This window comes from Flavobacterium sp. LC2016-13 (assembly GCF_009707955.1).
GTDB lineage: Bacteria > Bacteroidota > Bacteroidia > Flavobacteriales > Flavobacteriaceae > Flavobacterium.
Genome location: NZ_WMDQ01000012.1, coordinates 42,402 through 67,801, shown reverse-complemented (window position 1 = coordinate 67,801; position 25,400 = coordinate 42,402). Strand labels below are relative to the sequence as shown.

The following is a 25,400-nucleotide window of genomic DNA, read 5'->3' as shown; positions in this document are numbered from 1 at the left end:
GTTTTTTTTCATGGTTTTTGAAAGTTAGATATGTGTAATCATTTTACGATAACGTTTGAATTAATTATCGTTTATAAAATTAGTTTGGGTATATAAAAAATCGTGTACACTATTTCTTCAAAAGTGTACACTAGATTTTATTTATTGTAAATCAATTAGTTGTGGTTTTTTTAGACCTTTGCTTTGTATTTAAGCTGATAATTTTTGGGAGTCAGGTCGTATAGTTTTTTAAACTCACGGTAAAAATAAGAGCGATTATTAAAGCCTGACTGATAGCATACTTCAGAAACGGTTAACTTGTTTTTTCGTAACAATTCTGCAGCATATTTCAATCGAATGGTACGAATTAAATCACCCGGCGAAAGGCCAAAAAGCTGTTTTGTTTTTCGATATAATTGTGAGTTGCTGATGCCTAATTCTTTTTCGATATATAAACTCTGTAGATTTTCATTATCGATATTGTTACGAATCAGTTCAATTACTTTTTTTATAAAATCTTTTTCTTCGCCATTTATATCAAGATCCGATAGGTTTTCTACAAGTGTATCTTGTTGAAAATGTCTTGAAATCAATTCTTTTTCTTCCAGCAGTTTTTGTATTCTTATGAGTAAATGATCCGGATAAAATGGCTTTGGTATATAAGAGTTTGCGCCACTTTCGATTCCTTCGATTCTGTGCACAACCGAATCTTTTGCGGTAAGCATTATAAAAGGAATATGGCAGGTTTTAAGGTTAGTTTTAATTTTTTTGCAAAGTTCAACACCATCCATAAAAGGCATCATTACATCGCTTATAATGATATCAGGCAACGTATCTTCAAGTATTTCTATGGCTTCTAAACCATTATAAACTTTAATAAGTTTGTATTTCTCGCTTAACAATTCGTCAAGAAGTCTATGAATATCTTTTTCGTCTTCAGCGATTAATATTACTTTTCGATTGTCTGCAACATCTTCTAACGATAAGATTTTATCTGGTGTTTCTTCAGATTTAACCGGATTTTCTTCGAGAATATTTTTTAAGTGATGCGAAATTAAAATAGGACTTACTGCTGTATCCAATTCCTTTTCAGTAAAAGCCTCTTTGTTACAAGGCAGTAATATTGTAAAAGTTGTTGTTTTATTTAAAGTGCTTGAAACCTGAATTTCACCTTTTAATACACCAACTAATTTTTTTACATAGGCCAAACCAATTCCGGTTCTAAACATATTATTATCTGTTTCCTTACTGGAATCTGCCAGGAAAAATTGATTAAACAAAGAATCTAATTCTTCCTTTGGAATTCCTTTTCCTGTATTTGTGATCGTAATATTTAATTTTTGGGAATCCTCATCCTGAATACTAAATTTAAGATCTATTTTTCCATTTACCGGAGTATATTTAAAGGCATTTGACATCAGATTAAAAACTATTTTTTCAATCTTATCTTTATCGAACCAACCGGGAAGGGCAGGAGGTATGTCGAGTTTATATTCTATATTTTTATCTAATGCCCATTCGTCAAACAATTCGGCAATTTGTTCAACCAAATTCACCAAATCAAATTTTTTCACGGTAACTTCCAGATAATCGTATTCGGCTTTTCTAAATTCAAGAAGCTGCTGAGTCAAAAATAATAAACGAGAAGAATTTCGTTGAATCATTTGTATGAATTTCTGATTTCTTTCGTTGAGGTTTGCTGTTTCAGAAAGTTTTTGAATTGGACCTACAATTAGCGTTAGCGGAGTTTGAAATTCATGGGCAATATCTGTAAAAAAAGTAAGCTTGTTTTCATGAAGTTCTTGTTCTCTTTTTCTAAAAAGAATATTTTGATTCAATGACTGGCGTTTTTTATAGTAACTATGAACAAACAGCACAAAAGCCAAAAACAGTAAAGTATAGATTATAAAAGCAAGATTTGACTGCCAGAACACAGGTTTGATGCAAATATCAATAGCATGAACCGGTTTACTCCAAACGCCGTCACTATTCGACCATTTTATCCATAAAGAATAATTTCCTTTAGGAACATTCGTAAACGAAATAATTCGACGGTTATTAATCGTATTCCAGCCTTTATCAAAATTCATCAATTGATAGGCATATTGACATTTTTCGGTATTTATATACGTCAACGCCGTTAATTCAATATCAAAAAAGTTTTGATTATGATTTAAAACAATCGAAGGATAACTAACCGAATTTGGCGCAATTACCAAACTCTGATAATAAGGAATAGATTGATTTTGTCCGCTGATTTTATCAATAAAAACATCTGGAATTACGGCAGATTCTTTTATTTTTTGAGGTAAAAAATAATTAAATCCTTTTATGCCTCCCATAAAAATAAATTCAGATTTTAAGTCTTTGTAAAATGCTCCATCAGCAAATTCATTGTTTTGAAGACCGTCATTTTTGGTATAATTAGTAAACCTTAAATTATTGGGATTAAAATTAGACAAGCCAAAATTGGTACTCAACCACAACTTATTTTTTTTATCAGAAACAATTCCGTGAATCGTGTTATTAGGCAAGCCATCTTTTACTGTAAAATTTCTGAAAATAGCTTTACCATTACTTTTTATATTTTCTAACAAATTCAAACCAAAACTTGTGCCTATCCAAAGTCTGTTTTTATTATCATTTGCCAGACAAAGTATGTCATTATTTGAAAGGCTTTTTGGATCATTCAGCACATTTTTATAAATAGTAAACTGCTGTGTTTTTTTATTAAATAAGTTTAGTCCGCCCAATCGCGTTCCAATCCAAAGTTCATTGTCATTTTTTGGAATTATAGAAAAAATAATATTGCTGCTCAAAGCATTTTTTGTGTTGCTGTAAGCAATAAATTTTTTAAAATCAGTAACCAATAATTTTTCTCCGGATCGTATAATTTTGCAACGAATCATTCCATCGCCATTAGTTCCAAGCCAAACAAAGCCATCTTTATCCTGATAAATAGAATAAACGGATTTAAAATACTCGCAATTTTCATTTCCTTTAATTTCTTCCCAGCTAATTAACTTAGATTTTTTTAAGTCAAAAACGGCAATACCATTTCCGTCAGTACCAATAAAAATTAAATCATTTTTTGCTTTGCATAAAGAAAAAACAGCATTATTAATTACACTGTTACTTTCATTAAAAATTTTATAAGCTAATGACTTTTTAGCGTTATCATCAAAATTAGAAGAAAACCTAAATAGTCCTTTTCCTTTTGTGCCAATCCAAAAAGAATTATTTTCAACATTCAAAAATGTTCTCACAATTGCACCATCTAATTCCGGAACCTGAAATTTAGAAATGAGATTAAATGGATTTTTAAAAGGACTTATTTTAAAAATTCCATCACCATCCGTTCCTGCCCACAAAATATTTTCATTTCCTCTAATTAGAGTTGTTACTTTATGATTATCTAAATGTTTTAACCAATCATAATTTTTAATAGTGCCAAGGTGATCAATAATAAAATACCCTGATTTATCTGAAACAATAAGCCCTGCAGAAGTAGTACCAATAATTTTTTCAATATTTTTTTTAGAAAATGATGTAACTTCATTATTTAGTAAAGAATAGAAGTTGCTATTTCCGTTGAGCGATATTGTAAAAATTTTTGCTTTCGAAATTTCTTCAAACGATCTTATATTGTTGGAAATCAATTTTACTTTTGAAACAGTTTTTTTTCCGTCTTTTAAAGTTTTTAGCAATAAACTGTAAAGTTCATTATTTTCAAATAAAACCAGGAATTCACCGGTTTTAGTGAATTCCATTTTTTTTACTGCTTTGTTTGGGATGTTTTTTGATTTTAGTAATTGAAAATCAGTTCCGTCAAAATAACCAATTCCCCAATCTTTTGCTGCACAAAACACTTTTTTAGAAGAATCAAGCGCCAGATTAAATTCAGATTCGGATAATGGCGGAATATTTTTTCTTGAAAAAAAATAATGCTGAAAATGACCTGTTTTCTTATCATACTGATTTATTCCGTGAATGGTTAAAATCCAGATTTTGCCTTTATCATCTTCATCAATTTTAAGAATGACCTGATTGGTTAAGCTATTTTTATTCCCTAGTTCAGGTCTGAAGATATTGAAACTACTTCCGTCATATCGATTTAAACCATCCCATGTGCCAATCCAAAGTAGATTTTCAGAATCCTGAAAAATAGCATTTATAGAACTATTAGAAAGACCTTCCGTATTGTCTAATTGTTCAGATGAATATTTAATATCTGATGTTTGGGATGAATCTAAAAAAGACTGAAAATTTTCATTTTGAATGACCTTTTGAGCAGGTTCACTTATTATTTCTGTAGTATTATTAATAGAAACTGGTTTATCTCCGCCATCACAAGCAAAGAATACCAAAGACATACACGAAATAAGGATCAATTTAATTTTCAAAATAACTTACTTTACTATTTTTCAAAAGAACATTTTGTTTCATTTATTAAGACATCAAGATGATTGTAATGTAAGTTATTACAAAATATCCTAAATGAATTGATTTTATATTTATATACGGAAAAAAATGAAATGGGAGCGAGTGGTTTAGAGAAAAATGAAGCTATTTTGTAGATGAATTATCAGATAAATACGCCAAATAGTATAATTGATTTTTGTCTCTAAAGAAAAAAAGCTGATACTTTAATTTGTATCAGCTTTTTGTTTTATATTTTTTTAACTTTTTTTAATGCCTCTTTGTAATTTTCGTTTACTTTATCCCAATTAATATGTTGATAAAAAGCATCAATATAACTTCCTTTTCTGTTTTGATAATCAAGGTAATAAGCGTGTTCCCATAAATCAATTCCTAAAATAGGAGTTCCGGGAATCAAAGCATTTTTCATTAAAGGATTATCTTGATTTTCTGTTGTAGTAACTTGTAGTTTTCCAAGTTTATCAACGACAAGCCAAACCCATCCGGAACCGAATTGTTTTGTAGCCTGACCTTTAAACTGATTGGTAAGATTACTAAAAGAACCAAATTCCTTATTAATAGAACCTGCTAAAGTATCTTTAGGAGTTTGCTCTTTTTTTGGCGTTAAAATATTAAAATATAATGTATGATTGTAGTATCCGCCTGCATTTTGACGAAGCTTGGCATTGTTGAGATCCAGTTTTTTCAGGATATCTTCAATAGACATATTTTCATACTCTGTAGATACAATTTCTTTATTCAGGTTATTAGTATACGATACATAATGTTTAGAATAATGTGTTTCTAAGGTAAGCGAACGAATTTCAGGAGCCAGCCCATCATAAGCAAAAGGCAATTTTGTAATGCCAAATGAACCAGGTTCAATTTTTACATCTTCAGGCGAACCAATCGTTATTTTTTCTTCTTTTGTTGGTAAAGGAACCTCGACAACTTCAGTTAGCTTATTACTATCATTACAAGAAAACAAAACTAAAAATGAAGCCAAAATTGTCAATCTAAAGATCTTTTTCTTCATAATATTAATTATTTTGATGTTAAAGAATTAATTATAGCAATGTAATTTTCTTTTGCTTCATCAATCGAAATATGACTAATCTGCATCCATGCATTTGTTTTAAAAGCATCGCGCAAATCAAAATTTTCAGATTGATTGTATACTGCGGTTCCAAAAGTTGCCTGTTTGTAATTCGCATAAAGTCTTAACTGCACATCCTGTGGCAGCGAAGCCTGAGTCATTTTTAAAGCAGTTTCAACAGCCTCTAAAAAGCGAGTATCTAAATCTTTTACAGTCATTTATGCTTTTGTAGCGATAATAGTTTTACCTCCAATTGCTTTTTGGTTTAATTCTACATTAATTGGAGTACCTAAAGGTAAAAATAAATCTACTCTTGAACCAAATTTTATAAAACCGGCGTCAGTTCCCTGAACAACCTGCATTCCTTCCTGAGCGTAATTTACAATTCTTCGTGCTAAAGCTCCGGCAATTTGTCTGTACAATATTTGACCAAAAGTTTCATTTTCAATAACAACCGTAGTTCTTTCATTTTCTTCACTTGCTTTTGGATGCCAAGCAACTAAAAATTTTCCCGGATGGTATTTACTGAATTTTATAATACCGTCCATAGCGTAACGAGTTACGTGAACGTTTATTGGTGACATAAAGATAGAAACCTGTAAACGTTTATCTTTAAAAAATTCACCTTCATATACTTCTTCAATAACCACAACTTTTCCGTCTACAGGAGCAAGAATGTGATCACTGTTTCTAATTGCGATTCTTTTTGGATTTCTGAAAAATTGCAAAATAATAATCAATACCACTAAACCGGCAATTTGCACAAGCATTCTTAGCCAGGTGATATCAATGAATTTGTCAGCAATTAAAAGTACAGCAACTGCAAAAACAGTACCTAATAAAATGGATGGGCCTCCCTCTTTATGAAACATAATATAAAATTTGATAAAATAAATATATAACTGGTGCTACAAATATAACACTATCTAACCGATCTAGAACACCTCCGTGTCCGGGCATTATCGAGCCGCTGTCTTTTACTCCGGCAACTCTTTTAAATTTAGATTCAATCAAGTCTCCAATCGTTCCAAATATACTAACAATCAGTGCGATTATCATCCAGATTAAAACAGATTTTTGACTAAACTCAGAATTTGGACGAATATAAAATTTAGAAATTAAAAATCCTGCAAGAGCAGCAAAAACAACTCCGCCAAGAAAACCTTCAATGGTTTTTTTCGGTGAAATGCGTTCGAATAATTTATGTTTTCCAATAGATTTTCCAACCAGATACGCAAAAGTATCGTTGGTCCAGATAAGAATAAATAATCCAATGATAATTTTTGGATTGTAATCTTTGATTCCAAAAGAAATTTTAGTGATAAACAAAAAAGGCAACATTACATATCCAATAAGATATATGTATTTGGATATTTTGCTTATAATTTGGGTATCATCAAATAAAAAGACAATACATTTTATAGAAACAAGTAATGTAATGATTAGCAATACAGAAAATAAAGTATCCGTATCAACTGTAATCAACGTTTTTTCCTTTAAAAGTTTGCTAATATAGTTTTGCGTCTCATTTCGATAAAAACTAATCAGAGAAACTGTTGTATAAAAAAGAGATACAAAAAGAATTGCAAAAACTTTGTTGATAGAAACTAAGTTGCAGAATTCATAAGTAGCTATAATGAGAAAAATACCAAAAAGAATAATAAAGCTTTCTGTAGAAAACAAAATCGAAGTTAATAGTAAAGCGATATAAACAGCACCAGAAATGGTTCTCTTGAGTGTTTCGTTCATCTTAAAGATCCTCTAAAAGCAACAAATATAAGTTTTTAGCAACACTTCCGTATTGTGTAAAATCTTCTTCTTTTGCTTTTTCGAAATATTTTATTGTAGTAATATTAGAAGGAATATCTCTTTCATATTTGCGTTTAATAGCACTTAAGCCATCGCTTTTCATGGGCTGCATTTGGCTTGTTGTAGCAATTATAACAATATTTGCAGGCAACTCATTTGGTTTATCTTGTCTAATCTGTTTTGATGAAAATAAAATAGATCCTTCATCAGCAATAAGATTTTCGCAAGTAGCCAATAAAAATTTAGGGTTTCTAGGTGAAATATAAAGTAATTTGTTTTCTTCTAATAAATGAAAAAGTCCTGGTTCATAACATAAAACTTCATTTTCGAACCAATCGTTTTCTTCTAAAATATTTTCAAACTGTTCAGCAACCTCTTGTTTGTTTTCACAATACAAAAACTTACCGCCATTTTTCTTAAAATTAAAAATGAACCGTTCATCTATGGATAAATGACTGTCTGTGGTTGGGGTACCTGCATATACACTTTCGTTTTCTTCATCAGAAGCGTCATCGCTGGAACCAAATATTTTTTTGAAAAAATTCATTTTTTATATGAAATGCTTTACATGTTAATTGAAAACGTTCAAAGATAAAAAAATCTTAATTCAAAAGCCTGTTTTGAATTAAGATTTTAAAAAATATTACATATTTATCGAATAATTTACGAAACCACTTCTTCCAAATTTTTGTCAAAAGTACGTTTTCCGAAAATCGCTTCTAAGTCATCTTTAAAAATAACTTCTTTTTCAATTAAGATATTAGCAAGCTGATCAAGCTTATCTTTATTTTCTTCTAAAATTTGAATGGCTCTTTGGTATTGGCCTTCAATTAATTCTGAAATTTCTTTATCAATAATTTTTGCAGTCTCGTCAGAATATGGTTTAGAGAAGTTGTATTCACTTTGTCCGCTTGAATCGTAATAAGTAACATTTCCGATTTTATCATTCAAACCATAAATCGTTACCATAGCACGAGCCTGACGTGTTACTTTTTCTAAATCGCTTAATGCTCCTGTAGAAATTCTGTCAAAAGTTACCTTTTCAGCAGCTCTTCCGCCCATAGTAGCACACATTTCGTCTAACATTTGATCTGTTCTTACGATTTGTCTTTCTTCCGGTAAATACCATGCAGCTCCTAAACTTTGTCCACGAGGTACAATAGTTACCTTAATAAGTGGCGCAGCATGCTCTAACATCCAGCTTACAGTTGCGTGTCCGGCTTCGTGAATCGCGATTGCTCTTTTCTCTTCCGGAGTAATAATTTTATTTTTCTTCTCAAGACCACCAATAATTCTGTCAACGGCGTCAAGGAAATCTTGTCTGTCAACAGCAGTTTTGTTGTTACGGGCAGCAATTAGCGCCGCTTCGTTACAAACATTGGCAATGTCAGCACCAGAGAAACCTGGAGTTTGTTTTGCTAAGAAATCTAAATCAAGACCTTCAACTTTTTTAATAGGAGCTAAGTGTACTTTAAAGATTTCAGCTCTTTCGCGAATGTCTGGTAAGTCAACAAAAATTTGTCTGTCAAAACGACCTGCACGCATTAAAGCTTTATCAAGAACATCAGCTCTGTTTGTCGCAGCTAAAACAATTACGTTTGAGTTTGTACCAAAACCATCCATTTCTGTCAATAATTGGTTCAAAGTATTTTCTCTCTCGTCGTTTCCGCCAGACATATTACTTTTTCCTCTAGCTCTACCAACAGCATCAATTTCATCGATGAAGATAATAGCAGGAGATTTTTCTTTAGCTTGTTTAAACAAATCACGAACACGTGAAGCACCAACACCTACAAACATCTCAACAAAATCAGAACCTGATAATGAGAAGAAAGGAACCTGAGCTTCTCCGGCAACAGCTTTTGCAAGCAATGTTTTACCAGTTCCCGGAGGTCCTACAAGAAGTGCTCCTTTAGGAATTTTACCTCCTAAGTTGGTGTATTTTTCAGGGTTTTTCAAGAACTCTACAATTTCTTGTATTTCTTCTTTTGCACCTTCTAAACCTGCAACATCTTTAAATGTAGTTTTGATATCTGTTTTTTCATCAAACAATTTAGCTTTTGATTTTCCAATATTGAAAATTTGTCCGCCACCGCCACCAGCGCCACCTGACATTTTACGCATAATGAAAATCCAAACACCAATAATGATGATAATTGGAAGCAGACTGATTAAAATATCGCTCCAGTTATTTTTTTGAAGAAAGTTAAAATCTTTCAATTTTCCTTCACCAACTGCTTTTTCAAGTTTGGTTTGAAAAATCTGATCGTTACCAATTTCTAAAGTATAGTGCGGACCTTTATTTGGCCTGTCAAAAATATCTTTCGCTACTTTTTTATTGGCAGCATCTTTAAGAGCTGCTTCATTTAAATAAACTTCAGCTTCAGCTTTATTGTAAACGATAACTTTTTCAATTTGTCCTTTTTCTAATAAAACATTGAATTTAGAAGAAGTTAATTGAGCAGGTTCGCTTATGTTAGATCCTCCGGTTGCAAAACTTATAAATAAAAAAACTAGAAGTATTGCGGTGTATATTAACCAAGGACTTATTTTAAATTTACTCGGATTTGGATTATTATCTTTAGCCATTAGAAAAAATTTTCTTTAGTATTTGTTTTCGATTGTAGTTATTTTGGCGTCACCCCAAAGGCTTTCGATATTATAATATTCGCGAATATGTTTCTGGAAAACGTGTACAACAATGTGCACATAATCCATAAGAACCCATTCCGCGTTATCGGTTCCTTCTACGTGCCACGGTTTATCTTTTAAGTCTTTGGATACTGTTTTTTGAATTGAGTTTACAATGGCGTTAACCTGAGTATTAGAACTTCCGTTGCAAATTACGAAATAGTCACAAACAGCCGTGTCTATATCTCTTAAATCAAGAATATCGATATCATTTCCTTTTACTTCTTCAATTCCTTTTATTATGTTCGCCAGTAGAACATCATTATTAATAGTCTTTTTCGCCATGAATTATTTTATATGATTTTGTAAAGTTACCAATTTTTGTGATTAATTTTGAACCTTAACAAAATATTAAATTAAGTATAATAAATTATTTGAATGAAACTAATCAAACTCGATGCCATAGATTCTACAAACGACTTTCTCAAGGCTTTAGCGAGTAAAGACGAGCTTGATAATTTTACTGTGGTAACAGCTGAAAATCAGACAAAAGGCAAAGGACAAATGGGGTCTAAATGGGAGTCTGAATCAGGTAAAAACTTAATTATGAGTGCCTTGGTAAAGGATTTTCTATACAATAATGAAGATGTTTTTAATTTAAGTATAATAACTTCTTTAGCCGTAATCGAAACATTAAAAGCATTAGATATTCCTGATTTATGTATAAAATGGCCTAACGACATTATGTCATACAATAAAAAAATTGGTGGCATACTTATCGAAAATACCCTAAAAAGTGATGGCAGGATTGTGTCAGTTGTTGGAATTGGCTTAAATGTCAATCAAACTAATTTCGAGCATTTACCAAATGCTTCGTCGTTGTCAGTAATTGCAAACAAGATTTTTGATAAGGATATTTTACCTGCATTAATCGTCGATAAAATCAAACAGAAAATCGAATTATGGGAAACCAATTCAGTAGATTTTTGGAAACAATATTTCAATACTTTATTCAGAAAAGGAGTTCCGATGCCGTTTAAAAATGTTGCCGGACAAAATTTTATGGGAATTATTCAAGGCGTTTCACCAACCGGAAAAATACAAATTTTACTAGAAGATGATTCAGTTTCAGAATTCGATATTAAGGAAGTTCAGATGCTTTATTAGGAGGTACTGAGGTTCTGAGGTACTGAGTTGCTAAGGTTCTAAAGCGCAAAGACACAAAGTTTTTATAATCCTAACTTAAAAATCTTCGTGTCTTTGTGTCTTCACGGCAAGACAAAAAAAAGCCCGATAAAATCGGACTTCTAATTTATAATTTACAATTAATAATTCACCATTATTAATTAAAGCTTGGTCATATTGTTTGCCAAAGTTTCAATGAATTTGCTAATTGGCCCTTTGATCATCATAGCCATCATTGCATTGAATTCTCCTTCAAAAAATAACTGAACATCACTAGATGCATCAGAAACACTATCGATGTTAGAAACCAACGTAAACGGAAGTTTGTCGCTTGCAGCTCCCAAAACGATTTTGCTTGGCGCTACTTTTTCTTTCATTTTAAGTTTGATTTCCGGCATACCTTTCAATCCAAAAATAAAAGCATCTTCGCCAATTACTTCAAATTTAGCGATATTATCCGGCATTAATTTTTCAAAATTCTTTACATCACTCAATAAATCAAATAAATCTTGAGCTGATTTCTGAACAGTAACTTTTGGACTTTCTAAGTTCATATATTATTTTTTTTATTTTTATTTAACCGCAAAGGGCGAAAGGTTTTTTCTAAGTATTGTCTATAGATTGCTCAAAGTTCGCAAAACTGAAACTTTAAATAAATTCCCAAAAAAGAGCAAAGCGATTTTTTAGAAAATCTAAAATCTTGCATCTAAAATCTAAGATTCTTCTTCCTGCAGCCAAGTCGACGGACTTTCGCTCCATTCCTGCAAAGTCGATTGTTGTTCTTCGGTAATATATTGTTTTTCCACCGCAAGATTAAGTAAATTTTCGTAATTACTTAACGTAAACAAATCGATATTCGCATTTTTAAAGTTCTCTTCGGCAACATTAAAACCGTAGGTAAAAATCGCAGCCATACCTTTTATATTAGCACCTTCGTTGCGTAAAGCCTCTACAGCCATCAAACTGCTGTTTCCGGTACTAATTAAGTCTTCTACGACAACCACGTTCTGACCTTTTTGCAAAAATCCTTCAACCTGATTTTGTCTTCCGTGTTTTTTCGCTTCCGGGCGCACATATACAAATGGTAATCCAAGGCTTTCGGCAACAAGAATTCCAATTCCAATGGCTCCGGTGGCAACTCCGGCAATTACATCTGGTTTCCCAAATTGTTTTTCAATATTTTTCGCAAATTCATCACGAACATAATTTCGGATGACCGGAAATGAAAGAATTAACCTATTATCACAATAAATAGGAGATTTCCATCCAGAAGCCCATGTAAAAGGATTTTCGGGATTCAATTTAATTGCATTTATTTGCAAAAGCAATTCGGCTGTTTTTTCGGCAGTATCTTTATTAAAAATCATAGTACAAATGTATAAAGTTTTTGTGAACGACAAACCACTTTTTTTGACAAATGAAATCTCGAAAGAGACAGATTTTCAATTGTTCTTGTTAGAGAGCATTGATATCGAGCATCTTATCGTGAAAATTTTTCAAAATAAAATTCAAAAGGCTTATTTGTATCATCCTGACGAAAAGGAAATTATGAAGACGTTAAAAGCCAAAATTCCTGTAAATAAAGCAGGAGGAGGGCTTGTGTATAATAAAAATGGCGAAGTTTTATTTATTTTCAGAAACGGAAAATGGGACTTACCAAAAGGAGGAATCGAAAAAGGTGAAGAAATTGAAGACACTGCCATGCGCGAAGTCGAAGAAGAAACCGGCGTAAGCAAACTCAGAATCACCAATAAACTCGAAAAAACCTATCACGTTTTTAAACGCAACGGAAAATACAAACTCAAAATCACGCATTGGTTCGAAATGCAATCAGATTTTGAAGGAACTCCACAAGGCCAAATCGAAGAAGGCATCGAAAAAGTAGCCTGGCTAAATCCCGAGCAAATCAAAGAAGCTTTGAAAAACTCTTACGAAAACATTAAATTGTTGTTTGAAGAAGAGAATACGGTTTCTTAGAAGAAGTTAGAATCAATTTTAGAAGAAACAAGAAGCAAGAATCAAGATTTTTATTTAGGAAAGAGTATAGAGGAAAGAGTGAATTAGGTTTTTAAACAATCACTTATAAACTTAATTTGGGCGTGCCACCATTTAAGAAAAGGCCTAATCAACTTTGCGTTCATTAGGCCTTTTCTTAAATGCTGTCGGGCTTTCGCTGCTACTTCGGTAGCTTAGCTCTATCCCTCACGCAGAGCTGCACTTTGTAGATTTTCAGGATTAATATATTTTTTATTTTAACTATTTCATGTCTCAAAAATCGTACTTTTGTTTAATAAGCAATATCTTTGAATTATGAGCATATCAACAAAACCAAACCATATAGGACGCAAAATTAGCCGAATTCGTGAACTTCGTGACATGAAGCAAGAAGCTTTGGCACAAGCCTTAGGAACGAACCAACAAGCTATTTCTGCTCTTGAAAACAGCGAGACGATAGATGATGAAAAGCTTAATGCTGTCGCTAAAGCTTTGGGAGTAAATGTAGAAGCGCTTAAAAATTTTTCAGAAGAAGCCGCAATTAATTTTTTTAATAATTTCTATGATAATAGTGGAAGTCATGGCACTAATTTCGGAACCAACAATACTTGTAATTTTAATCCACTTGATAAGTTAGTTAATGCTTATGAAGAAAATAAAAAACTGTACGAACGTTTAGTTCAGGCAGAAAAAGACAAAGTTGAGTTTTTAGAAAAAATATTGAAGGATAAATAATTCTTTTATGATACTAACTATTGACGCTTGCGTTAGTGAGAGAATTTGTAAATAGAATTATTTTTAAATTTATGATAATCAATTTTGCTTCACTAAATTAGATGTTAAAATTAATGAATTGAAGCACTGACCTTCCTAATTCAGTAAGGATGTAATTTCGAGTATCATGCGAACCAGTAATTAATTTTAAATCAATAAACTCATTAACATCATTAACGGTTACTTTTGATGGATCAACTTCTTCATTACTAGATACCATCCGTTTAAATTTTGATCTTTGATCTGTGGATAAATTTTTAAATGCTTCTCGTATATGCTTGCCCAATAAATCACTGTTAAGTTCGGATGATTTTGTTAGTGCATTATGTAAACGTAATATGTTATATACTGTACTGCCCAAATCAGTGAATTTATAATCATCGACACCTATTCTTTCAACTAGCATCAAATCCTGAAATTTGTGAAATGAATCTTTTCTATTGGCAGTTGTACCAAAAAGTAATCGCCCACCTTTCTCTTCTTTTAAGTCTATAAATTTTTTAGCAAAAAAAGCATCTAATTTCGCAAGAGTATTTGATATTTCTTTTGCAAAATAAGTATTACTTCTAGATTCGGTCAATGCATTCTCAAGTCCCTCTATTACTAATATACTTTCTTCTTCTCTTCTTTTCATATCTGCTAGAAGAGTGTTTGTCGCATTTAGATTTTTATTTAATTGATCAGTTGTATTATTATTTGCTAATGATACTTGGTTAAGAGTTTCATCTCTTTGTGTAATAGTTTCTTTTAGTGATTCAATTTCATTTAAGAAGTCTTGTTTTTGTTTATTACCAGATTCGGCATTTTTTAAATCAAGCTCTTTTGCGGCAAGGATAATTTTTTCAGTTGTAACAAATTGCTTTGATTTATAAATTCGTTTTATTCTTTTCTCTTTTGTAGGCTCAAGTTTTTGATCAATCCAAACCATTGAAATTGGTATTAAAAAAGTATAAACTAGAGAGATTGCAATTGGAGTTATTATGGATATTATTATCCAATACCATGGGCTATAATACAAATCAACCGCTTTGATTCTATTTTCAATTTTTTCATCCGAAAAAGCTAATAATAGTATTGGTCTCCAATTAAAAATAACAAATGCACAAATATAAGATCCAACAATAGGATTCTTTAGACGTTCTTTTGACGAATCAAGTGTACTTTTTATCAAATCTGCGAATGTCATGCTCATTGGGTTATATTTTAAAATGGTAAATCTGTTTTATCAAACATGCTTTCATCAGTATCGTCAAAATAACTTATACGCTGTGATCTTCTATGTTTTTCTGCTTTAAATTCAATACCAATTTCTTTATTTTCTTGATTTAAAAAATAGTCATGATTGAATGAATAAATTTCAATTCTATCATCGAGTATGACATGTAAATGATTTTCGTAGTTCATTGATCTAGGATAAATTCTCCATTTAGTTATTGGTCCAGGTATAGTGAATGTTTTACCGTCACTTTGAATTATTATTAAAGCATTTTCACATTCAACAATATTTCCAAAATAGGCTGTTCCTCCATTAACTACCTTTCCTTTCCATGCATTAAAATTTACTGTTTTTAATCGATTGAATTTTTCTTCACCTTTTTCTTCATTCGCATAATTATTGTATTTTATTATTTCAAACCCTCCTTCGGTTGCTTTGTAAAGTTTATCTTCTATGCCCCAACTTATAAAATGATCTTTATTTCTTACGTTGAAAATTTTATGATCAGTAATGTTTGTATCAAAATCCCGTAAAGGTAAATCTCTATTTCCTTTGTCTTTTGTCAAATTCCATTTAAACGTTGCTAAAAATGAATTATCTACCAAAGAAGTATTATATATATTTAAATAAGAATAGTTTGAAAAGGAAGAATGATTTTTACTAATTTGAAAAATAGGGCTTTTACTCTCTACTCTTTTTAAATTACTAGCCACACTAGTAGCCATGTTTAGTTCAAAAAGCCCCTCATCTCCACCAGATAATGCTAATTGTGGATATTTATTAGCCTTAATAGATAGGAGGTTGCAATCCCAAAGTTTTAAAGGTTTTGAACTAACTGGAAATTTATCTGATTTTTTTCTATGCGCAGAACCCGAAAAGAGACCTTTTTCATGAATTAGATAAAGTTTATTGCTATATATTTCCGTATCTGTTGGTAAAATACCCGTTGGTGTTTCTTGTTCACCAAATAAATATTTTTGAAGATCTTTTTCGCTTAATTCAAAAATAGGTTTTTCTATTGCAGTAAATTTATTTAAGAGAAGATTTTTAAAATCTGTATCTTTAAATAATTCAATCAAAGAAGATTTATATAAATAGTTACCATCTAAAAAACAAAATGTCATGGCAATTTTGTCAGTATCTTTTTTAATAAAAGATTGAACAAGTTCATTCCAATTATACACTTTCAAATCACCATCGAAAGTCCATAAATACAATCTACCACGATAAATTTGGCAGTCATAATAATCTCCTTTTATTGTAATCTTTACAGGTAGCATAATTGTCCTTGTCTAATTTTATTCATTTTTGCTTTTGATATAAATCCTTGATCAACCCAGTCTTTTAGAATTGAAGTAGTTGGTCTATCTTGCGCTTTTGTCATATGATCTGCAGGATAACCATGCCATACATTTGTGTTTGTTCCGTCTACGAATTTAGCTAATTTTAATTGTCCGTTATTATTTACTCCTACAACTTGTAAACTAGCATTTTCAATTTTTAATCCCCATGCTTCAAATCCATCCTTCCAATTGTTATTTATAGTATTAATAAAACATTGAATTTCGTCTTCAAAATCTATTATCCATTGGCTTTTATTGGGATTACCAGTTCTTCTATGTTGAGAGGAAATAATATAATTACTATCAATATGTTCAGATAGGTCTATTTCTATGTCTGCTTGATATGGCATAATTGTCTTTTAAAATTAATAATCAATTCTAGGATATTACGTTAACTTTCCAAATATAAAACCTTAGAATTGAGAAACATTACGGAAAACCATAAAGCAGTAAGAAAAATCTAAAAAAAAATACGATAAACAGGATACTGCAAATGCCCCGCTAGCGCGAGCGTCCCGCTCGTGACCGCAATCAAAATAATTTCAAGATAACTAATTTTAAATAGTCACAAGCGGGACGCTCGCGCTAGCAGGGGGCATTTTTAAAAGCGGAGGCTGATACCAACTTATTCTTCCTCTTCTTTAGCGATAGCGAATTCTAATTTTTTAGTTTTAAAATTATAAAAGTGATTAAAATCTAAAGTATTGTCAGTTTCAGGTTCTGTAATAACTCCAAAGAATTCAATTCCTTTTTCATCGATGTTTTTAAACCAATAATTATGAAAAATTGCTATTTTTAAAAAATCGTTTCCAAGAGATTTGGCAAATTGTTCTTTTTTAAAGATTGTATCTAATACAATCTGTTCATTTTGGGTTATTGTCAGCGCAATTTCTGCATTTCTGTATTTGTCGGTATATTTTTTTTCAGAATCCCAGGAATCGTGCAAAACATAACTGTCCAAATCTCTGCGAACAATAGAAATTTTAATGTTTTTGTTGGTAATCAATGTGTCAAATTTTTCCGTTGCTTTTTCCGTCGGATAAATTTTTGAAGTATCAGTTTGTGTAACTGTTTGAGGTGATTTCTGAGATTTCAATGTTTCAGATTCCTTGTTGCTTTTTGAATTACATGCAATAAAAAGCAATACAATTACAATGACTAGAAGTTGTTTCATTAAGTTCGGTTTAAAATTATCAATATTATTTGTGAGACAGATTTAGGTTTCGGTTTGATTTCTATTATAATTTATTCAAATCGCCTCGCTAGCTTGAAATTCAAGGCTTAAGTTGATTTTTAGTTTTCAACTTGTTCAAGATTAGCGAAGATAGAAATCCAAATATAGCAAGTGTAATGAGAAACAAACTTCTCAAAGGTGTTTCTTGAATTGCTTCTAACGGAAAAATACTAACAAGGATAAAAAGAGAAAAAGCAATTAAAAAAATATTCTTCTTAAAGAATTCCAGGTAAAAATTAAATATGAGAATTGATAGAATAAAAATAAGAGCTGTGTAAAAAGTAGTTATTGCAAATCCAACTGATTTATGTTGTATCGGGTAAAAATGATTCAAACAATCATGAATAATTGCTAATCCCAAAATTTGAATTATTGAAATTAATATTGGTCTTAAAATCTTTCTAATCATTTTTTAATTAATTATTTTTAAAAGTCATAGTCATCAGTTGTTATTTTCTCTTTTCAAATGCTTGATATAATTATCCAATAAACTCTGAATTTGTTGAGCTGCAACCGGATTTGCAGAATGAACATTAAATTTTAGATCTATTAAATCAAGTCCAGATTCATATACTAACCATTTTGCTGCAGCATAACCATCTTCGGCAATAATATCATTTTCATCAAGTCCTAAATCATTATCAAAACTAATTAATTCGGGAAGTCCGTTTTCGAGTATTACTTTTTTAAAATCATTAAAATTTCTAACTACAACGAAATCATCATTAGTTAGTTTTTTGTAAACCATATTTACATCTCTAATATCGTCCAGAAAGAGTTTGTATGACATAATATGAAAATTGTTTTTAGTTCAACTTTGACAAAGTTTTACGCGTAAAGCTTTGCGATCTCAGCGTTTTTCAACTCAATAAAAATCAAAAAACCTTAGCGAACTTTGCGGTTAAAAAATGCTGCGGTTAAAAACTAAAGTATTCGATAAACAGGATATTGCAAATGCGCCTTTTCATAATAAACAGAATGCTTGTAAATCCAATCTAACTGCGCGTCAGGATTTTTAGCAAATTCAGCATCAGTTTGTTTTTTAGATTCTAATTCAGCTTTAAGAGCAGGATTTTCTTTTAAAAGTTTCGCCGCGGTATCTTCAAAAATATATTCAGAATAATGTTCTTTTTGTTGTAGAATAGGGTCGAAGAAATTCCAGTTAAAGAATGAATCAACGCCTTCAGGTTCAAAAGCTTCAACCAAATATTTTACGCCTTTTTGGTTTGTCGCCACTACATAATCACCTTTGGCAAAAGCCAATTTTACCGTTTTAGCATTTATACTTGTATTATAGTGTAAATAATGACCTTCATAAGCATTTGGAACCGTTTTAAAACCCGCAATTTTATAACTTTCAACTTCTATAATCGTGTCGTTTTTAAGCTGAGAATAAGCGATGTTATTGTTTTTCAAAAGTTCAATAATATTCCAATAACCACGCGGAATAATATAAGCCGTTGGAATCACAACTTCTTTCACAGATTTAAATTCTTTAATATACGGAACGTCTTTTTTATACGGTTTTGTTCGGTCATAATACAAACGATTTCCGGTTGTGGCTTCGCTTTTTTTATAACCGGCTTCATATCCTAAAAATGAAAAAGTGGTTGCTTTTGTGCTGTCCAATTCCCATTTTAAAGTGTATGATTTTTTAGGCTGATATTGCTCTAAATTCTTTACTCTTAAATTTTTTATCTTTTGATAATTCGCATCCGTAAAATCCAAAGTCGATTTTGTGTATTCGTACGTCATTTTTACGCGTTCGGCATATTTTTTCAGCATGTGCGTTTCGACCACAAAACCAATCGTATTAAATAGGGAAGTGTAACCCGTTGTATATCGCGGACTATCAACAAACTGCCCAAAACCTTTGTCCGGCGTATCTTTAAAAGAATCAACATAAGGCGTAGTTTCGATTTTCTTTTGCTGTAAATCTTTTACCAAAGCCGGCATCATTTCGGTATTTAAAAAATCGCCCAAAACTGTTCCTAATTTGTTATGCTGAGTCATAATATAAGTTAGTTTATATTGATAATCAGATCCGTTACTAACATGATTATCTATAAAAACATCGGCATTTATCTTTTGGAAAATCTCTACGAAACTTTTGGTATTTCGAGTGTCAGATTTCATCAAATCGCGATTCAAATCGTAGTTTCTGGCATTTCCCCTAAAACCATAAATTTCAGGTCCGTCCTGATTCGCGCGCGTTGTAGAATTTCTATTTAAAGCACCGCCAATATTATAAACCGGAATAGTAACCAAAACGGTATTTTTTGGCGCTTTCAGTTTTCCAATCGCTAAATCTCTATAGAATTGCATTGTGGCGTCGATTCCGTCAGGTTCGCCGGCGTGAATGCCGTTATTGATAAAAAGAACCGCTTTGTTTTTCTGGATTTTTTCAAAATCAAATTCCTTTTCAGAATTATAAACTACGATGTGCAAAGGCTCTCCTGAATCTGTCAAACCCATTTCTTTAATCTGAATCGTCGGAAAATCATTTGCCAAAAGTTTATAATAAGCAATAGTTTCCTGATAAGATGCGGATTGATTTCCGTTTCCTTTCTCAAAAAAAGTATCGTATTTTTTATTGTTTTGAGCGAAAATTGAGATTGTGAATAGTAAAATAGGTAATGTGAAAAATTTCATGGTTTCGGTTTTATTGCGAATCAAATATAAAGTTTTTGCTTCAGTTTTTAAGTTGAAATACTTTGTGTTTTTTCTCTCGCAGATTTTGCAGATTGAGCGGATTTTTTATTTGTTAAAAATAATCTGCCAGATCTGCAAAATCTGCGGGAAACATTCTGTACAATTTATATATAAAACTGAAACTTGAAACAAGGAAAACCTGAAACAACTTTTTTTAACTACTTTTGCAAAATGAATAAAAATCACCATTCCAACAACATACTTTCGAATTTAGGAATTGAAAGCCTAAACGAAATGCAAGAAGTTGCTCAGGACGCAATTTTAAATGATAACAATGTTTTGCTGCTTTCGCCTACAGGATCAGGAAAAACATTGGCTTTTTTGTTACCGGTTTTAGAATTATTACAACCAGAAATACTTTCGGTTCAATGTTTAATTTTAGTGCCTTCGCGCGAATTAGGTTTGCAAATTGAGCAGGTTTGGAAAAAAATGGGAACGCAGTACAAAGTAAATATTTGCTACGGAGGACATTCAATTGATACAGAGATTAAAAATTTAAGCAATCCGCCGGCAGTTTTAATTGGAACTCCTGGAAGAATTGCAGATCATATCGACAGAGATACTTTTAGAACAGATAAAATTCAGACGCTGATTCTGGATGAATTCGACAAATCGTTGCAATTGGGTTTTCATGAGCAAATGTCTTATATCATTGGAAAATTAACAAAACTGAACAAACGCGTTTTGGTTTCGGCAACTTCAGATATTGAGATTCCGAGATATACCAGAGTTATAAACCCAACGGTTTTAGATTTTATTCTGGAGGAAGAAGAAAAAGCGAATCTTTCGATGAAAATGGTGGTTTCGCCGGCTAAAGACAAATTAGGAAGTTTGTTCAATTTGATTTGTTCGTTGAAATCGCAATCTGCTATTATATTTTGTAATCATCGAGATGCTGCAGAACGTATCAGCGACACTTTAAACGAAAAAGGAATCTATTCTACCTATTATCATGGCGGAATGGATCAGGAAGAACGCGAACGCGCTTTGATTCAGTTTAGAAACGGAAGTATGAGTTATTTGATTACTACCGATTTAGCCGCGCGTGGACTGGATATTCCTGAAATGAAACACGTAATTCATTATCATTTACCTTTAAAAGAAGACGAATTTACGCATCGTAACGGTCGTACAGCTCGTATGCAAGCTTCCGGAACGGCTTATATCATTATTCACGAAAGTGAAAAACAATTGGATTATATCGATTACGGAATGGATGTTTTGAATGTAGAAAATACGACTACTTTGCCAAAACCACCAGAATATCAAACGATTTATATTAGTGGTGGAAAGAAAACAAAACTGAATAAAATTGATATTGTGGGTTTCTTTTCTCAAAAAGGAAAATTAGAAAAAGGCGATCTAGGTTTAATCGAAGTAAAAGATTTCATTTCGTTTGCAGCCGTAAAATACAACAAAGTAAAAGACTTGCTTAAGAATGTAAAAGATGAGAAAATGAAGGGCAAAAAATTCAAAATCGAAGTCGCCCGCAAGGTTGTAAAGAAGGAAGAAGAGCGATAGTTTTGTAGTTTTTTAACAATTTTAAATAAAAAAATAAAGACCTTAATAAGCGAAATTTTATGTTTAATTTATTGATTATTAAAAAGTTGCAATCTTTTTGTTTGAGATTGAAATAATTTTAAACAAAAATCACAATTTAATGTTAATAAAAGAGCAATTTTAGAAGTAATTTTTCCTAATTTCGGCGTTTATATATTAGTAAAAAAATTAACCCCAAATCCTCTATGAAAAAGATTATTACCCTTGCCGCGTTATTCTTTAGTTTTGTGTCGTTTGCACAAATTAAAGTTCTTGAAACTGTACCAGTTGAAAAATTAGGAAAAGTAAATAACAACTATATTCAAAAAATTGGAGATGAATATACTGTTTATTATACTAGTATTCAAAACGATGATGATTCTTCTGCTTTAAGAAAATTTTCATTCAAAAATGTAAACAACGATTATAATAGCCTTTATAGTATTATTATGGGAGGTTTTACTGCAAGCCCATTGTATGATATTAAATTAGAATTACCTAATAACTATATCTGGTTGCATTACACAGGAAGTGTTCTTCCTGAAAAAGCTACAGTTCAGTTTATGGTTTCAAGCAAAGAAACTACTTCTGCTACAAGCAGCGTTTCTGAGCCATTCGTAAAAGATCAGATCAATAAATTATTCCAAAAATAATTTAACTTAAACATAAAAAAAAAGCTGTTCGGTTGAACAGCTTTTTTTTATGTTTAAAAGTTATGAGTTATAAGTTATGAGTTTAAAAAAAAGACTTAGTCCCGAAGCCTCGGGATAGCAACTTAGAACCTCAGTATCTTTAAATCTTCTTCACATATTGCGTAATAATCACAATTTGCTGACCATCAACTTTTCCTTCAATATATTCAGCATTTTCGTGGTCTAAACGAATGTTGCGCACGGCAGTTCCTTGTTTGGCAACCATACTAGATCCTTTTACTTTTAAATCTTTAATTAAAACTACAGAATCTCCGTGTTCTAAAATTACGCCGTTGCTATCACGGTGAATAATTTTGTTTTCGTCATCTTCACCTTCTCCTGTTGCCTGAGCCCAAGCCAAAGTATCTTCGTCTAAATACAGCATGTCAAGCAATTCCTGTGGCCATCCTGCGGCACGCAAACGGCTCAACATTCTCCAGGCTACAACTTGTACCGCAACATTTTCATTCCACATGCTGTCATTTAAACATCTCCAGTGATTTAAATCTAGATTATCAGGGTTTTCAATTTGGTCAATACATGTACTACACGCCAGAATGCTTTCATCAAGTCCGCCTTTTTGAGTTGGTAATACCTGATATACTTTTAGGTTTTCTTCAGCGCCACAAAGTTCACATTTAGATCCGCTGCGTTTGTTTAATTCTCTTTCGATGCTCATTATGATTGTTTATTTAAAAATGCGAAATTACTTATAATTGCCTTCGCTTGCAAGTTTATGATTGAGTTTGTCTTTGCGAGGAATAAGGCAATCTCACTTGCAAAATTCCAGCAACAAACAGCGTGTTTTATTTTTTCTCTGCCCTAACCGCATCCGGCACCAACATTTCATATTCACCGCCATTTCGTAATACATCACGAACGATACTAGAACTGATATAAGAAGTTTTTGCAGCAGTTAATAAAAATACCGTTTCGATTTTAGAAAGGCGACGATTTGTGTGCGCAATAGCTTTTTCGAATTCGAAATCGGCAGGGTTTCGCAAACCTCTTAAAATGAAATTCGCTTTTAAGTTTTTTGCCAAATCGATTGTCAATCCTTCATAAGTAATAACCGAAATTTTTGGTTCGTCTTTGAAGGTTTCCTCAATAAAACGTTTTCTTTCTTCGAGTGAAAACATATTTTTTTTTTCGGCATTGACACCAATAGCAATTACAATTTCATCAAAAAGAGAAATTCCTCTTTTGATAATATCTTCGTGACCTAACGTAATAGGATCAAACGATCCAGGAAATATGGCTTTTCGCATTTTTTTTCTTTTTATGGTTCAATCCCGAAGCTTCGGGAGCAAAGGCTTTTATTTTGATAATGGAATTTGATAATAATCTAATTCTTGTGATTCTGTGAGATATTTGCTTCGTCTTATTTTTGTAATTTCATCGTCTTCATAAAGTTGTATCAGCGCTGTTTTAGAATAAGAGACTTTTCGATTAGAATAATTTTCAGGTTTATCCAAATCATCAGTTTCATAAGGCATATAAGCATCGAAATCATTATGAGTTGTATAAATACTGTCTTTAGTTACTTTGTCAATTCTCATGTTTGAATAATAGCCGTTTGATAGTTTTAAATTATAAACATCTCCTCTAACTGGATTTTTTACCAAAAGACTGGTTTCGTTTTTTGTATCAAAATAATTATTGATTGTAAAAATAAGGAATAAAGCTAAAATAGCAGAACCCGAAAACATCCAAATTGAGCTATCTAATTTTTCATTTCTGAGTTTTTGCTGGGAACTTTCAGAAAGATCTTCATAGTCAAAATTTTCCTCACAATTATAGCATTTAATAAATACTGATTTTCCAACTGGAAATAATGGTATTAAAGTGATATGAGTATATTTTTTATAAATGCTAAAATACAATTCATTTTCTGTATTACATTTTGGGCATTTTTCATTTAAAAGAGTTCCATTTTTTACATTTGAATCTCGAGTTCCAACTAGAAATAGCATAAATTCTTCTGTTTAATATTTGGATTTACTAAATTTATGTAATTCTGAGTGTTTTAATGGCAGGAACCCATTCTTCTTTTTTACACACATCGCATTTTGCTGTTCCTGTTTTTTGCTCTTCAATATGTCCGCAAAATGTGCAGGCGTAAATTCCATCGGCTGAAATTATTTTACTTTTTTTATTGAATGCAGCGGGCAAAATTGGTAATCCGTATTTTACATCTTTATCTTCATAGTAAAAGATACTAACTTCTCCCGTTGTTTCTATAAAAGCATTTTTGACCTGACCCAAATGTTCAATTGATTTTATACGCAATTCAGTAAAAAATTCATCTTGCGCCAAACTTTCTTTTTTAAAGCTTTCTACAGAAAATTTACCGTCATTGATCAAACATTCGGTTTTACCTTCGATAAATTCTTCGAACTTTTTACTCTTCCCTGTAAGCCAGGTTACAGAACGATATAAGATAATAATTACTGTAAAAACTATTGCTGCAGGAACAATTCCAACATCTTCATAAAACATTGGATCTCCGGCCGCAGAACCTAACGCAATTATAATTACGGTTTCGAAAATTGATAATTGTTTTACGCCTCGTTTTCCCGCTAATTTTAATGTCAACAATAAAATAGTGAACATAACAGTTGAACGAAATATAACTTCCAAAGCAAAATTTGCCGGAAGGTCGTTGTAAAATATTCTATTCCATTCAAAGATTTCTTTCATTTTTTTGAGTTGCTAAGGTTCTTAGATTCTAAGGTACTAAGATTTGTGTATAGAAAGCAAAGTTTAAAAAAAAACA

Annotated in this window: 25 protein-coding genes; 5 read left to right on the top strand and 20 right to left on the bottom strand. The window is 31.5% G+C overall.

What is annotated here, in order from left to right; genetic code table 11:
* Positions 1 to 170 precede the first annotated feature (170 nt).
* The 8 genes from GKZ86_RS20575 to rsfS form a co-directional block, all read right to left on the bottom strand.
* Complete coding sequence (locus GKZ86_RS20575; protein WP_230328253.1) at positions 171 to 4,352, bottom strand: hybrid sensor histidine kinase/response regulator transcription factor; 4,182 nt, start codon at positions 4,350 to 4,352, stop codon at positions 171 to 173.
* A gap of 296 nt (positions 4,353 to 4,648) precedes the next feature.
* Positions 4,649 to 5,434, bottom strand: a complete 786-nt coding sequence (locus tag GKZ86_RS20570; protein WP_154784935.1) for a superoxide dismutase — start codon at positions 5,432 to 5,434, stop codon at positions 4,649 to 4,651.
* 8 nt (positions 5,435 to 5,442) lie between these two features.
* Positions 5,443 to 5,712 carry an acyl-CoA-binding protein gene (locus GKZ86_RS20565; RefSeq protein ID WP_154784934.1) on the bottom strand — a complete coding sequence of 90 codons (270 nt, stop codon included), beginning with the start codon at positions 5,710 to 5,712 and terminating at the stop codon, positions 5,443 to 5,445.
* On the bottom strand, positions 5,713 to 6,366 hold the full coding sequence (locus GKZ86_RS20560; protein WP_154784933.1) for a phosphatidylserine decarboxylase family protein: 654 nt from the start codon (positions 6,364 to 6,366) through the stop codon (positions 5,713 to 5,715).
* On the bottom strand, positions 6,356 to 7,243 hold the full coding sequence (locus GKZ86_RS20555) for a phosphatidate cytidylyltransferase (RefSeq protein WP_154784932.1): 888 nt from the start codon (positions 7,241 to 7,243) through the stop codon (positions 6,356 to 6,358). The genes GKZ86_RS20560 and GKZ86_RS20555 overlap by 11 nt, the downstream gene beginning before the upstream one ends.
* 1 nt (position 7,244) lies before the next feature.
* On the bottom strand, positions 7,245 to 7,850 hold the full coding sequence (locus tag GKZ86_RS20550) for a lactate utilization protein B/C (protein ID WP_154784931.1): 606 nt from the start codon (positions 7,848 to 7,850) through the stop codon (positions 7,245 to 7,247).
* Between the two features lie 116 nt (positions 7,851 to 7,966).
* Complete coding sequence (ftsH, locus tag GKZ86_RS20545; protein ID WP_154784930.1) at positions 7,967 to 9,892, bottom strand: ATP-dependent zinc metalloprotease FtsH; 1,926 nt, start codon at positions 9,890 to 9,892, stop codon at positions 7,967 to 7,969.
* A gap of 15 nt (positions 9,893 to 9,907) precedes the next feature.
* A complete protein-coding gene (rsfS, locus tag GKZ86_RS20540; RefSeq protein ID WP_012024667.1) occupies positions 9,908 to 10,279 on the bottom strand; it encodes a ribosome silencing factor in 372 nt (123 codons plus the stop codon).
* A gap of 93 nt (positions 10,280 to 10,372) precedes the next feature.
* Here rsfS and GKZ86_RS20535 point away from each other — a divergent pair, with 93 nt between their 5' ends.
* The gene (locus GKZ86_RS20535) at positions 10,373 to 11,101 is read left to right on the top strand and encodes a biotin--[acetyl-CoA-carboxylase] ligase (RefSeq protein WP_154784929.1); all 729 of its coding nucleotides are present in this window, start codon (positions 10,373 to 10,375) and stop codon (positions 11,099 to 11,101) included.
* Positions 11,102 to 11,280: 179 nt separating this feature from the next.
* Here the strand turns inward: GKZ86_RS20535 and GKZ86_RS20530 are convergent, their stop codons facing one another.
* Positions 11,281 to 11,673, bottom strand: a complete 393-nt coding sequence (locus GKZ86_RS20530; protein WP_154784928.1) for an SRPBCC family protein — start codon at positions 11,671 to 11,673, stop codon at positions 11,281 to 11,283.
* 159 nt (positions 11,674 to 11,832) lie between these two features.
* On the bottom strand, positions 11,833 to 12,486 hold the full coding sequence (gene pyrE, locus GKZ86_RS20525) for an orotate phosphoribosyltransferase (RefSeq protein ID WP_154784927.1): 654 nt from the start codon (positions 12,484 to 12,486) through the stop codon (positions 11,833 to 11,835).
* 7 nt (positions 12,487 to 12,493) lie between these two features.
* Here pyrE and GKZ86_RS20520 point away from each other — a divergent pair, with 7 nt between their 5' ends.
* On the top strand, positions 12,494 to 13,096 hold the full coding sequence (locus tag GKZ86_RS20520; RefSeq protein WP_154784926.1) for an NUDIX hydrolase: 603 nt from the start codon (positions 12,494 to 12,496) through the stop codon (positions 13,094 to 13,096).
* 333 nt (positions 13,097 to 13,429) lie between these two features.
* The gene (locus GKZ86_RS20515) at positions 13,430 to 13,849 is read left to right on the top strand and encodes a helix-turn-helix domain-containing protein (protein WP_154784925.1); all 420 of its coding nucleotides are present in this window, start codon (positions 13,430 to 13,432) and stop codon (positions 13,847 to 13,849) included.
* A gap of 97 nt (positions 13,850 to 13,946) precedes the next feature.
* On the opposite strand, the gene GKZ86_RS20510 is transcribed toward GKZ86_RS20515, so the two are convergent.
* From GKZ86_RS20510 to GKZ86_RS20485, 6 genes are all read right to left on the bottom strand, one after another.
* The gene (locus GKZ86_RS20510) at positions 13,947 to 15,080 is read right to left on the bottom strand and encodes a hypothetical protein (RefSeq protein ID WP_154784924.1); all 1,134 of its coding nucleotides are present in this window, start codon (positions 15,078 to 15,080) and stop codon (positions 13,947 to 13,949) included.
* Between the two features lie 11 nt (positions 15,081 to 15,091).
* Positions 15,092 to 16,384: a hypothetical protein gene (locus tag GKZ86_RS20505; RefSeq protein ID WP_154784923.1), complete on the bottom strand. Its 1,293-nt coding sequence runs from the start codon at positions 16,382 to 16,384 to the stop codon at positions 15,092 to 15,094.
* Entirely contained in the window at positions 16,372 to 16,797 is a 426-nt protein-coding gene (locus tag GKZ86_RS20500) for a hypothetical protein (protein ID WP_154784922.1), read from the bottom strand. Before GKZ86_RS20500 ends, GKZ86_RS20505 begins: the two co-directional genes overlap by 13 nt.
* Before the next feature lie 275 nt (positions 16,798 to 17,072).
* A complete protein-coding gene (locus GKZ86_RS20495; protein WP_154784921.1) occupies positions 17,073 to 17,621 on the bottom strand; it encodes a DUF4738 domain-containing protein in 549 nt (182 codons plus the stop codon).
* Positions 17,622 to 18,123: 502 nt separating this feature from the next.
* Positions 18,124 to 18,471, bottom strand: coding sequence for a cyclic-phosphate processing receiver domain-containing protein (locus GKZ86_RS20490; RefSeq protein WP_154784920.1), 348 nt, complete (start codon positions 18,469 to 18,471; stop codon positions 18,124 to 18,126).
* Positions 18,472 to 18,605: 134 nt separating this feature from the next.
* Complete coding sequence (locus GKZ86_RS20485) at positions 18,606 to 20,333, bottom strand: M14 family metallopeptidase (RefSeq protein WP_154784919.1); 1,728 nt, start codon at positions 20,331 to 20,333, stop codon at positions 18,606 to 18,608.
* A gap of 231 nt (positions 20,334 to 20,564) precedes the next feature.
* Here GKZ86_RS20485 and GKZ86_RS20480 point away from each other — a divergent pair, with 231 nt between their 5' ends.
* Both GKZ86_RS20480 and GKZ86_RS20475 read left to right on the top strand, forming a co-directional pair.
* Positions 20,565 to 21,914, top strand: coding sequence for a DEAD/DEAH box helicase (locus GKZ86_RS20480; RefSeq protein ID WP_154784918.1), 1,350 nt, complete (start codon positions 20,565 to 20,567; stop codon positions 21,912 to 21,914).
* Positions 21,915 to 22,138: 224 nt separating this feature from the next.
* A complete protein-coding gene (locus tag GKZ86_RS20475; RefSeq protein ID WP_154784917.1) occupies positions 22,139 to 22,585 on the top strand; it encodes a hypothetical protein in 447 nt (148 codons plus the stop codon).
* Positions 22,586 to 22,724: 139 nt separating this feature from the next.
* Here the strand turns inward: GKZ86_RS20475 and GKZ86_RS20470 are convergent, their stop codons facing one another.
* From GKZ86_RS20470 to GKZ86_RS20455, 4 genes are all read right to left on the bottom strand, one after another.
* On the bottom strand, positions 22,725 to 23,303 hold the full coding sequence (locus GKZ86_RS20470; protein WP_154784916.1) for an alkylphosphonate utilization protein: 579 nt from the start codon (positions 23,301 to 23,303) through the stop codon (positions 22,725 to 22,727).
* 127 nt (positions 23,304 to 23,430) lie between these two features.
* A complete protein-coding gene (gene coaD / locus GKZ86_RS20465) occupies positions 23,431 to 23,892 on the bottom strand; it encodes a pantetheine-phosphate adenylyltransferase (RefSeq protein ID WP_154784915.1) in 462 nt (153 codons plus the stop codon).
* Between the two features lie 48 nt (positions 23,893 to 23,940).
* Entirely contained in the window at positions 23,941 to 24,597 is a 657-nt protein-coding gene (locus GKZ86_RS20460) for a zinc-ribbon domain-containing protein (RefSeq protein ID WP_154784914.1), read from the bottom strand.
* 34 nt (positions 24,598 to 24,631) lie between these two features.
* Positions 24,632 to 25,324 (bottom strand): DUF421 domain-containing protein, encoded by a 693-nt coding sequence (locus GKZ86_RS20455; RefSeq protein ID WP_154784913.1) that lies wholly within the window; start codon positions 25,322 to 25,324, stop codon positions 24,632 to 24,634.
* Between the last annotated feature and the right edge of the window lie 76 nt (positions 25,325 to 25,400).

Excerpts from the sequence above, each read along its gene's own strand:
- GKZ86_RS20535 (WP_154784929.1), top strand. The coding sequence starts at position 10,373 with ATGAAACTAATCAAACTCGATGCCATAGATTCTACAAACGACTTTCTC.
- GKZ86_RS20495 (WP_154784921.1), bottom strand. The coding sequence starts at position 17,621 with ATGAAACAACTTCTAGTCATTGTAATTGTATTGCTTTTTATTGCATGT.
- GKZ86_RS20485 (WP_154784919.1), bottom strand. The coding sequence starts at position 20,333 with ATGAAATTTTTCACATTACCTATTTTACTATTCACAATCTCAATTTTC.
- GKZ86_RS20565 (WP_154784934.1), bottom strand. The coding sequence starts at position 5,712 with ATGACTGTAAAAGATTTAGATACTCGCTTTTTAGAGGCTGTTGAAACT.
- GKZ86_RS20575 (WP_230328253.1), bottom strand. The coding sequence starts at position 4,352 with ATGTCTTTGGTATTCTTTGCTTGTGATGGCGGAGATAAACCAGTTTCT.
- GKZ86_RS20475 (WP_154784917.1), top strand. The coding sequence starts at position 22,139 with ATGAAAAAGATTATTACCCTTGCCGCGTTATTCTTTAGTTTTGTGTCG.
- GKZ86_RS20480 (WP_154784918.1), top strand. The coding sequence starts at position 20,565 with ATGAATAAAAATCACCATTCCAACAACATACTTTCGAATTTAGGAATT.
- pyrE (WP_154784927.1), bottom strand. The coding sequence starts at position 12,486 with ATGATTTTTAATAAAGATACTGCCGAAAAAACAGCCGAATTGCTTTTG.
- GKZ86_RS20500 (WP_154784922.1), bottom strand. The coding sequence starts at position 16,797 with ATGCCATATCAAGCAGACATAGAAATAGACCTATCTGAACATATTGAT.
- ftsH (WP_154784930.1), bottom strand. The coding sequence starts at position 9,892 with ATGGCTAAAGATAATAATCCAAATCCGAGTAAATTTAAAATAAGTCCT.
- GKZ86_RS20455 (WP_154784913.1), bottom strand. The coding sequence starts at position 25,324 with ATGAAAGAAATCTTTGAATGGAATAGAATATTTTACAACGACCTTCCG.
- GKZ86_RS20460 (WP_154784914.1), bottom strand. The coding sequence starts at position 24,597 with ATGCTATTTCTAGTTGGAACTCGAGATTCAAATGTAAAAAATGGAACT.
- GKZ86_RS20550 (WP_154784931.1), bottom strand. The coding sequence starts at position 7,850 with ATGAATTTTTTCAAAAAAATATTTGGTTCCAGCGATGACGCTTCTGAT.
- coaD (WP_154784915.1), bottom strand. The coding sequence starts at position 23,892 with ATGCGAAAAGCCATATTTCCTGGATCGTTTGATCCTATTACGTTAGGT.
- GKZ86_RS20505 (WP_154784923.1), bottom strand. The coding sequence starts at position 16,384 with ATGCTACCTGTAAAGATTACAATAAAAGGAGATTATTATGACTGCCAA.
- GKZ86_RS20515 (WP_154784925.1), top strand. The coding sequence starts at position 13,430 with ATGAGCATATCAACAAAACCAAACCATATAGGACGCAAAATTAGCCGA.
- GKZ86_RS20520 (WP_154784926.1), top strand. The coding sequence starts at position 12,494 with ATGTATAAAGTTTTTGTGAACGACAAACCACTTTTTTTGACAAATGAA.
- GKZ86_RS20470 (WP_154784916.1), bottom strand. The coding sequence starts at position 23,303 with ATGAGCATCGAAAGAGAATTAAACAAACGCAGCGGATCTAAATGTGAA.
- rsfS (WP_012024667.1), bottom strand. The coding sequence starts at position 10,279 with ATGGCGAAAAAGACTATTAATAATGATGTTCTACTGGCGAACATAATA.
- GKZ86_RS20530 (WP_154784928.1), bottom strand. The coding sequence starts at position 11,673 with ATGAACTTAGAAAGTCCAAAAGTTACTGTTCAGAAATCAGCTCAAGAT.
- GKZ86_RS20510 (WP_154784924.1), bottom strand. The coding sequence starts at position 15,080 with ATGAGCATGACATTCGCAGATTTGATAAAAAGTACACTTGATTCGTCA.
- GKZ86_RS20490 (WP_154784920.1), bottom strand. The coding sequence starts at position 18,471 with ATGTCATACAAACTCTTTCTGGACGATATTAGAGATGTAAATATGGTT.
- GKZ86_RS20560 (WP_154784933.1), bottom strand. The coding sequence starts at position 6,366 with ATGTTTCATAAAGAGGGAGGCCCATCCATTTTATTAGGTACTGTTTTT.
- GKZ86_RS20570 (WP_154784935.1), bottom strand. The coding sequence starts at position 5,434 with ATGAAGAAAAAGATCTTTAGATTGACAATTTTGGCTTCATTTTTAGTT.
- GKZ86_RS20555 (WP_154784932.1), bottom strand. The coding sequence starts at position 7,243 with ATGAACGAAACACTCAAGAGAACCATTTCTGGTGCTGTTTATATCGCT.